Origin of the sequence: Anaerostipes sp. CAG:276 (assembly GCF_000432215.1) — a bacterium.
In the GTDB taxonomy this organism is placed as follows: domain Bacteria; phylum Bacillota; class Clostridia; order Lachnospirales; family Lachnospiraceae; genus Anaerostipes; species Anaerostipes caccae.
In genome coordinates this window covers 69082-78107 of record NZ_FR889197.1, presented here as the reverse complement: position 1 = coordinate 78107, position 9026 = coordinate 69082, and the positions used below count along the sequence as shown (strand labels likewise).

8 protein-coding genes and 1 riboswitch are annotated in these 9026 nt (G+C 47.2%); of the genes, 7 read left to right on the top strand and 1 reads right to left on the bottom strand.

The features are described 5' to 3' along the window. Positions 1-400: aminotransferase class V-fold PLP-dependent enzyme (locus QVP35_RS10935; RefSeq protein WP_288187876.1), on the top strand; the 400-nt coding region annotated here is incomplete at its 5' end. Between the two features lie 9 nt (positions 401-409). Then, positions 410-1579: a metallophosphoesterase gene (locus QVP35_RS10930; protein ID WP_009288879.1), complete on the top strand. Its 1170-nt coding sequence runs from the start codon at positions 410-412 to the stop codon at positions 1577-1579. On the opposite strand, the gene QVP35_RS10925 is transcribed toward QVP35_RS10930, so the two are convergent. Next, complete coding sequence (locus tag QVP35_RS10925; RefSeq protein ID WP_022261149.1) at positions 1538-2065, bottom strand: DNA-deoxyinosine glycosylase; 528 nt, start codon at positions 2063-2065, stop codon at positions 1538-1540. The genes QVP35_RS10930 and QVP35_RS10925 overlap by 42 nt on opposite strands. Before the next feature lie 124 nt (positions 2066-2189). Next, positions 2190-2283: riboswitch (glycine riboswitch) on the top strand. A 145-nt stretch (positions 2284-2428) separates the two neighbouring features. Here QVP35_RS10925 and QVP35_RS10920 point away from each other — a divergent pair. The 5 genes from QVP35_RS10920 to QVP35_RS10900 all read left to right on the top strand — a co-directional run bounded on the left by QVP35_RS10920 (position 2429) and on the right by QVP35_RS10900 (position 8970). Then, on the top strand, positions 2429-3841 hold the full coding sequence (locus tag QVP35_RS10920; RefSeq protein ID WP_006565954.1) for an alanine/glycine:cation symporter family protein: 1413 nt from the start codon (positions 2429-2431) through the stop codon (positions 3839-3841). Positions 3842-4000: 159 nt separating this feature from the next. Continuing rightward, positions 4001-6700 (top strand): DEAD/DEAH box helicase family protein, encoded by a 2700-nt coding sequence (locus tag QVP35_RS10915; protein ID WP_022261148.1) that lies wholly within the window; start codon positions 4001-4003, stop codon positions 6698-6700. A 146-nt stretch (positions 6701-6846) separates the two neighbouring features. Continuing rightward, entirely contained in the window at positions 6847-7722 is an 876-nt protein-coding gene (gene pdxS, locus QVP35_RS10910; RefSeq protein WP_009288874.1) for a pyridoxal 5'-phosphate synthase lyase subunit PdxS, read from the top strand. After that, on the top strand, positions 7722-8288 hold the full coding sequence (gene pdxT, locus QVP35_RS10905) for a pyridoxal 5'-phosphate synthase glutaminase subunit PdxT (protein WP_009288873.1): 567 nt from the start codon (positions 7722-7724) through the stop codon (positions 8286-8288). The genes pdxS and pdxT overlap by 1 nt, the downstream gene beginning before the upstream one ends. A 106-nt stretch (positions 8289-8394) precedes the next feature. Continuing rightward, positions 8395-8970: a Maf family protein gene (locus QVP35_RS10900; protein ID WP_009288872.1), complete on the top strand. Its 576-nt coding sequence runs from the start codon at positions 8395-8397 to the stop codon at positions 8968-8970. Positions 8971-9026: the final 56 nt, after the last annotated feature.

Below are 9026 nucleotides of genomic sequence, written 5' to 3'. Positions count from 1 at the left end.
GTTAAACGGCCACGGCATCGCCGGGCTGGGAGCCGGCATCGATTATATCAGGTCACAGGGAATGGAAAAGCTCCGGCAGAAGGAACAGCATCTGGCCGGCATGTTTTATGAAGGGGTCCGTGAGATACCGGGAGTCACTCTGTACGGTGACTTTTCAAAAGAGGAGAGGGCACCGATTGTGAGTCTGAATATAAAAGAGATGGTTTCCGGAGAAGTAAGTTATCTGCTGACAGAAAAATACGGGATTTGTACAAGATCCGGAGGACACTGTGCGCCTTTGATGCACGAAGCGTTCGGGACAAAGGAACAGGGAATGGTCCGGTTCAGTTTTTCCAGCTTTAATACAGGAGAACAGACAGAACAGGCAGTGGAGGCAGTAAAAGAGATTGCAGAAAGTTGAGGGAAAGGTATGCTGGCAGTGATATTGGCGCCGTTTTATCTGGTGCTGAATTATTATTTATATCGGAGAAGCTTGAGCTGGCTTACCGTATGTATTCATATGATCCATCCGGAAAAGATTCGTTTCTGTTACAGAATTCTATACTGGATTACGGGTTTTTCCCTTTTGATCGCTTTTGTACTGCCCCAGTCACGGATTCAGAGGATTTTTAAAATACTGAGCAATTACTGGATCGGTATTTTTTTCTGTGCACTTTTTCTGGCAGCGGCTGGTGATCTGATCGGACTTTTTATCCCAAGGAAAGACCAGAGTATATTGGCGGCGGCAGGAGTGATGATTCTGGCGGCGGTCATGATTTTTACGGTTTACGGCAGTATCCATGCCAGACAGATTGATACTATGGACTATGCAGTGACGGTGGATAAAGCCTGTGCAGGCAGAAAGGAGCTTAAAGTCGCCTTAGCTGCAGATCTGCATCTAGGTTATAACAGCGGACTTTCTCAGGTGAAAAAGATGGTAAAACAGATCAATCGGGGGAAGCCTGATCTGGTCTGTATTGCAGGAGACATTTTTGACAATGAATTCAGGGCGGTAAAAGATCCGGAAAAAATAGAGAAGGAGCTTAGGAAAATACAGAGTACTTACGGTACATATGCGTGCTGGGGAAATCACGATATAGGCGAAAAAATACTCGGAGGCTTTACGTTTGGCACAAAAAAGGCCCCTGACAATGACAGACAGATGGAAGAATTTCTGTCCCGGTCGGGAATCAGACTTTTGGATGACAAAACAATCCTGATCGGCGGATCGTTTTATCTGGCGGGCAGGAAAGATCCGTCCAAGGCCGGGAAGATGGGAGAACAGCGCAGAAATGCAGAAGATCTCTTAAAAGATTGTGACCTGACAAAACCGGTTATCGTCATGGATCATGAGCCGAAGGAGCTGAAACAGCTGTCGGAGGCTGGCGCCGATCTGGACCTGTCCGGACATACCCACGACGGGCAGATATTTCCGGGAAATCTTGTGACCGGCATGATGTGGGAAAACTCTTGTGGTTATAAGAAGATCGGAAACATGAATTCTGTCGTCACCTCAGGCGCAGGAGTGTGGGGGCCTCCTCTGAGGGTGGGGACGAAATCAGAAGTCTGTCAGATCACTGTCCGGTTTTCCGGGAAATAAACCTTTCCGGATGGCGGGGCCCCAGACGCCCACGAGACGTTCCAGTGTCCATGCCGCATTGGCCGGACTCGTAGATGGAAGTTTGACGGCGGATCTTCCCAGAGAAGGTTCGATATGTTTACAGAATAATTTGTGGGAAGTTCCCCCGTTGGTGTAAATGCTGCGGATCGGTGCAAGGGAGAGCAGATTGGTCAGGTCGTTGGGGGTCACGTTTCGGATCGAACTGTCGCTGGAACCCTGGATATCGCAGGATGCGATTACGTCCCAGACCGCTATGTGATTGGACAGGAGAAAGATGGTTTTCTCCTCTACGGTGGCGGGAACAGACTGGGAGAGGGAAGCAGCCAGCACCTTCCAGAAGCGGTTTTGAGGATGATGGTAGAAAAACTGTCCTTCTCTGGATTTTACAGAGGGGAAGCTTCCCAGGATCAGGATTCTGGATTTGTCGTTAAAAACTGGTTTAATTTCATGTATCATGTGTTCCATCGGCGAGTTTCCTTTCTGGTTTTCTTTATTTCTAATGGTAATGGATTTTTTTTACGGATTCAAGGTAAGATTTTCTTGCCTTGCAAAACAAGGTGTGTTAATATCTTAACGTATGTATAGATACTATATACACTCTGGAGAGTCTCAAAGAAAGAGCGCCGAAGGTGTACGGCAGCGCAGGCTGTTTATCTCTCAGGCAAAAGGACAGAGCAGACATAAACATGGGGCACGTTTTCGGTGTACTGTATATTTGCTTACTCTTTCTTAGTCAAACTTTGGGTTTGGCTTTTTTTATTCCATACAAAGAGTTCTCCATGAATTTTTAATAAAAAGAATACAGGAAACCAAAGAGGAGAAGGAAACATGCTGACACAATTGAACAATTTTATTATCTGGCTTGACGATGTAGTTTGGGGGATACCGCTGATCGTCCTTATTTTATCTGTGGGAATTTATCTCACTGTGCGTTTGGGGCTTCTGCAGATCAGACATCTTCCCAGGGCGTTAAAATATATGGTGAAAAATGAGGAGGGAGGCTCCGGGGAAGTCACCAGTTTTGGTGCTCTCTGTACGGCCCTTTCTGCAACGATCGGTACCGGAAATATCGTTGGAGTAGCGACGGCGCTTTGTGCCGGGGGACCGGGAGCTTTGTTCTGGATGATCCTGGCGGCATTTTTCGGTATGGCCACCAAATATGCGGAAGGCCTTTTGGCGATCAAGTACCGGACCATCGATGAGAAGGGACACGTGCTCGGCGGGCCGTTCTATTACATAGAAAATGGTATGGGGCGGAAATGGAGGCCGCTGGCTAAGATTTTTGCTTTTTTCGGAGCGGGCGTCGGTCTGTTCGGAATCGGAACATTTACACAGGTGAACGGGATTTCCGGGGCAGTCAAGAACTTTTTTGATCCGAACAACGCTCATATGATCTCCTTGTTTGGAAAAGATTATTCCTATATGGTGCTTGTTGCCAGCGTGATCATCACGGTCTGCGTTGCGGCGGTAGTTCTCGGGGGAATCAAGAGAATTGCGGCTGTTTCCCAGGTGGTCGTCCCGTTTATGGCGGTGGCTTACGTTCTTGCTGCGCTGAGTATCATTATTTTTAACATACAGGAAGTGCCTGCGGCGATCGCACTCGTGGTAAAAAGCGCATTCGGAGTCAAGGCAATGGCCGGAGGCGCTCTCGGAACGATGCTGGCTGCCATGCAGTCGGGAATCGCCAGAGGGATCTTTTCCAATGAGGCGGGTCTTGGAAGTGCGCCGATCGCGGCTGCTGCTGCCCAGACAAAAGAGCCGGTGCGCCAGGGTCTTGTTTCCATGACCGGTACCTTTATCGACACCATTGTGATCTGTACCATGACCGGGCTCAGCATTGTCATCTCCGGTACATGGAATGTAGGGCTTGAGGGTGTGGAAGTTACTACAAAAGCGTTCCAGATGGGAATGCCGTTTCCGCCGGTCGTTCCGTCCTTTATCCTGATGCTCTGTCTGGTGTTTTTTGCATTTACTACAATTCTCGGGTGGAATTATTACGGGGAACGGTGCCTGGAATACCTTACAAACGGCAGAATGAAGATCGTGATGGGATACCGGTACCTGTATATTCTGGCTGTGTTTATCGGACCGTTTATGACGGTGGAAGCAGTATGGAAGATCGCAGATATCTTTAATGCCCTGATGGCGCTTCCGAACCTGATTGCTCTGGCGGCATTGAGTCCGGTTGTGATCGCAGAGACAAAAGCCTATTTTAACAAATTAAAATCAGATAAAGAATAAAGAGCTGTAAAAAGATATCTTCGCATAAATATTGAAGATATCTTTTTTTGTGGACGGACGAATTGTTGTCAAAGCATAAATTACTGGGTACAATAAACCTGACGGTAAAAAACAGACAGATGTTGTGAGACACGGCCGGATGTTTCAGAAAGGTGAAAAATGAATTCTTATGATCATATTTTAAAATTCAAAGGAGCATGGCGCCCTTATCAAGAAAGGATTTTAGACCGTGCAGATACTTATTTGAAGGACGGGAAAATACATATTGTAGCACCGCCTGGTTCTGGCAAGACCACCCTTGGAATTGAGCTGATCCGGCGTCTGGGCAGACCGTGTCTCATCCTGTCCCCTTCTGCAGTAATCCGGCAGCAATGGCTGGAACGTGTAAAAGAGGCTTTTATCCAAAAAGACGATCAAAGTCTGCTTTCAGATGACATACACGCACCGGCTCTGATAACGTCTGTCACATATCAGGCACTACATTTCGGAATGGAACAAATTAGCGGGCCGAAGTCCGTTTTTGAAGCGGAACAGGAGGACTCTAAAGTATTTAATCTTATAAATGCTGTCAAAGCAGCAGAAATCGGGACCATCTGTCTTGATGAGTGTCATCATCTCCGCAGCGAGTGGTGGAAATCATTAGAAAAATTCATGATGAAGATGGAAAATGTTTGTGTCGTTTCCCTGACGGCTACACCGCCTTATGATTCTACATCGGCTCAGTGGGAGCGGTATATTGGACTTTGCGGGGAGATTGATGAGGAGATCATTGTGCCGGAGCTGGTGCAGGACCACAGCCTGTGCCCGCATCAGGATTATGTGTATTTTAATTACCCGACAGAGGATGAAAAAGCCCAGATAGATGCATTTCGCGGGGAAGTCCGCAAGGTGTTTCAGGAAATGACTGCAGATGAAAGTTTTGCGGCTGTTGCTGCCTCGCGAAAGGGGATTATGGATCCGGATCAGTCTGCAGATGAACTGCTGGAAAAACCTGCGTATCTTGTCTCGGTTCTGACATTTCTGGAGGCTAAGGGAATTCCTTATCCAAAAAAATGGCTTAAGGTATTAGGAATAAAGCGTCTGCCGGAGTTTGATATCTCAAGGCTGGAACAGCTGCTTCAGGGAATTTTGTTCGATGACACTGGCAGCTATGATGCAGATGCCGGTTACATCAGCGGTTTAATCCAGAGTTTAAAGCGCAGAAAATGTATAGAGCGCAGAAGAGTATCGCTGTGTGCCAATGAATCTATAGAAAAACTACTGGCTAACAGCAGGGGAAAGCTGAAAAGCATCAGGGAAATTGCAGCGGCTGAATATGAATCTATGGGAAAAGGGCTGAATCTTTTGATCCTGACGGATTATATCAGGAGAGAATATGAGAAGGCTGTAGGAGATCCAGACCGTCCAGCTGATAAAATAGGGGCAGTACCGCTGTTCGAGATGCTGCGCAGAGAATTGGAAGCAGAGATAAGACTCGGAGTTGTATGCGGAGAACTGATGATTCTGCCGTCTGAAGCATCAGAGTTTTTAACGGATACGGCAAAGAGAATTCTGGGAGACAGCAGCAAGTTGCAGCTTGAGGAGATGAAGAACAGATCAGGGACGGCTTTGGGATATGCAAAAGTTACTGTCCGCGGGAAAAAACAGAATATGGTCCGGATTGCAACCGAGGCTTTTGAAGCCGGCTATGTACAGATTTTGATCGGGACAAAGTCACTTTTAGGAGAGGGATGGGATTCTCCTTGTATTAACTCTTTGATTCTGGCAAGCTTTGTCGGTTCCTTTGTACTGAGCAACCAGATGAGAGGGAGGGCTGTCAGGATTATGCCAGGAAATCCGGAAAAGACAAGTAACATCTGGCATCTGGTGTGCCTTGATACTACCGACAGACAGACCAGAGTCAGCCGGCTGATGGGAACGGGGGAGGCAGAATTGTCCGATGATTTTGCCATGCTGTCCAGGAGGATGAAAGGAATTTTAGGCATCAGTTATACAGAAGATATCATTGAAAACGGCATGGATCGACTTGATCTCGCCGAAAATCACTATACAGAAAAAGAAGTGAAAAGAATCAATGAAGAGATGAAAAAAAGAGCCAAAGACAGAGAAGGTCTGCAAAAGAAGTGGGAACGGGCCGCCGTTGTCTTCGATAAAATGGAAATTACCGACGAATGTGTGATGGACAAATCAGTTTTGAAGCCGGGGGCTGGTTTTTTTAATCTGATCGGTTTTGAGCTGCTTGCGGTGATTATTCAAACATGCAATCTTATTCTATACACTGGAACGTTCAGCACAGAGGGGCTGGTTCCGCTTTTGTTCTCGGCAGCAGCTACGAGTTTATTTGTACTGCTGACGATCCGCTGCGGCACAGGAATTGTCAGGCTTCTGACACCTCTGAAACGGTTAAATGCGATTGGGACAGGGATCAGATCAGCATTGATTCAAAAGGGTCAAATCTCTTCTGATACCAAAGTTGTGACAGAAGAAAAGGGATTATTTTATTTTGTTTATCTGAGGGGAGGGACAGTGAGGGAAAAGGATCTATTTTCTGCATGTGTAGACGAGTTTTTGGGAGAGATTGATAATCAGAGATACCTCCTGTATGAAAAAAGGAGCTGGAACAAGATGCAGAGTTATTTCAGTGTTCCGGGCATCTTTGCGAAGACCAGACAAGATGCCGGGGCCTTTGCACAAGCTATGAGAAAAAGCATAGGAAATTACAAATTAGTCTATACAAGAAATGAAGAAGGGCGAAAGATTCTCTTAAAAGGGAGAAGACATGCATACGCAAATCAGGCAAACAATGCGGAAGCCAGGCTCTGCGGGCGCAAAAAGAAAGTAAAAGGAGCACTGGAATAATTGACGTTTCTAACACTTATAACAAACTGGCACTGTTAAATATATAAAAACTGGATATTTTGATAATACCAATACGCTGTATAATAAGTTTTAAGTTTTTAATGCCGGCATAAAACAAAGACTAACATATTATGGAGGACACAGTCATGGAAAATGAGCGTTACCAGTTAAATAAACAGTTGGCACAGATGTTAAAAGGGGGAGTCATTATGGATGTGACGACTCCCGAGCAGGCAAAAACGGCAGAGGAGGCCGGGGCCTGTGCAGTCATGGCATTGGAAAGGATTCCGGCAGACATCCGCGCAGCCGGAGGCGTGTCCAGAATGAGTGATCCGAAAATGATCAGAGAAATCCAGGAGGCAGTATCCATCCCGGTGATGGCGAAGGTAAGAATCGGGCATTTCGCGGAGGCACAGATACTGGAGGCGGTTGAGATCGATTACATAGATGAGAGCGAAGTGCTCTCGCCCGCCGACGATGTTTACCACATCGATAAAACAAAATTTAAAGTTCCGTTTGTCTGCGGGGCAAAAGATCTCGGCGAGGCACTTCGGAGGATCAGCGAAGGAGCCGCTATGATACGGACTAAAGGAGAGCCAGGCACTGGAGATGTTGTTCAGGCCGTGAGGCATATGAGGATGCTGAACCGGGATATCAGACGGATTGCATCTATGGCGGAAGATGAGCTGTTTGACGAGGCAAAAAAACTCGGTGTACCTTATGAACTGGTGCTGAAAGTCCACGAAGACGGCAGGCTTCCCGTAGTTAATTTCGCAGCTGGCGGAGTGGCGACTCCGGCGGATGCGGCTCTGATGATGCAGCTTGGGGCGGAAGGAGTTTTCGTTGGCTCCGGTATCTTTAAATCGGGTGATCCAAAAAAGCGTGCACGGTCCATTGTAAAGGCTGTTACAAATTTCCGCGATCCGAAGATACTTGCTGAATTGTCCACAGACCTGGGAGGAGCCATGGTGGGGATCAATGAAGACGAGATTCAGCTCTTGATGGCAGAAAGAGGACAGTGATGAGGGTCGGGGTGCTTGCTCTTCAGGGAGCATTTGCAGAACACCGCAGGAAGGTAGAAAACTTAGGAGCCCAAAGCTTTGAAATCCGCGGGAAAAAAGATTTGGACCGTCAGATGGACGGGGTGATTCTTCCGGGCGGAGAAAGTACGGTCATAGGAAAGCTTCTGCGGGATCTTGAGATGGCCGGGAAGTTAAGAACTATGATCCTAAACGGGCTTCCGGCTTTTGGAACCTGTGCGGGCCTGATCCTGATGGCTCAAAGAATAAAAGGGGAGAGCGCTTATCTTGCGACAATGGATATCACGGCCAGGAGAAATGCCTACGGCCGCCAGCTGGGAAGCTTTTGGACAGAAGAATCGTTTGGAGAAGAAGGAAAAATTCCTATGACATTTATCCGCGCACCTTATATTGAAGAAGCGGGAAACAAAGTCATGGTTTTGGCGTCAACAGGAGGGAAGATTACAGCTGCCAGACAGGACAATCAGCTGGTGACGGCTTTTCATCCCGAACTGGATGACGACGATACTGTCCACCGGTATTTCCTCGATATGATAAAAGAAGCTTAGCAGTCGACAAGCAGGCTCTGCTGCATTATAATCAGTTTAAAAGCCCTCAGAGAAGAAACAGGAAGCGGCTTGTATCGTTGGTTTTAGGCAGAAAGAGGAGGAAGAAATGAAAACACTGATACTGGCATCCGCGTCTCCCAGGCGCAGGGAGATACTGAAGCAGGTAGGAATCGATTTCACGGTGATTCCGAGCACGAAAGAGGAAGTGATCACAAAACAGGAGCCGAAAGACGCGGTGATGGAGCTGGCTCTTCAAAAAGCGGAAGATGTAGCGGGCCGTGCTGACGGAGACTGTATGGTTATAGGCGCTGATACCGTAGTCGCCATGGAAGGCAGTATACTCGGAAAGCCTGTGGATAAGGATGATGCTGCCCGGATGCTTCGCATGCTCAGCGGAAGCAGACATCAGGTGTATACAGGTGTTGCGTGCATCTGCGGGGAAAAGAAGCATGTTTTTTATGAAGAGACATCCGTTTTTTTCTATCCGGTCTCAGAAGATGAGATCAGATGCTATATCGAGACGGGAGAACCGATGGATAAGGCCGGAGCGTATGGGATTCAGGGCAGAGCGGCCCGCTTCATACGGGGAATTGAAGGAGACTATTACAATGTAGTAGGATTTCCTGTAGCCAGATTTCTTCAGGTATTAAAAAAATGGGATGAGCAAAGCAGCCGGATATAAAGTCCGGCTGTTGTTTTTTTGATGTTTACGGATAAATATGGTATTCTAGTAGAAGA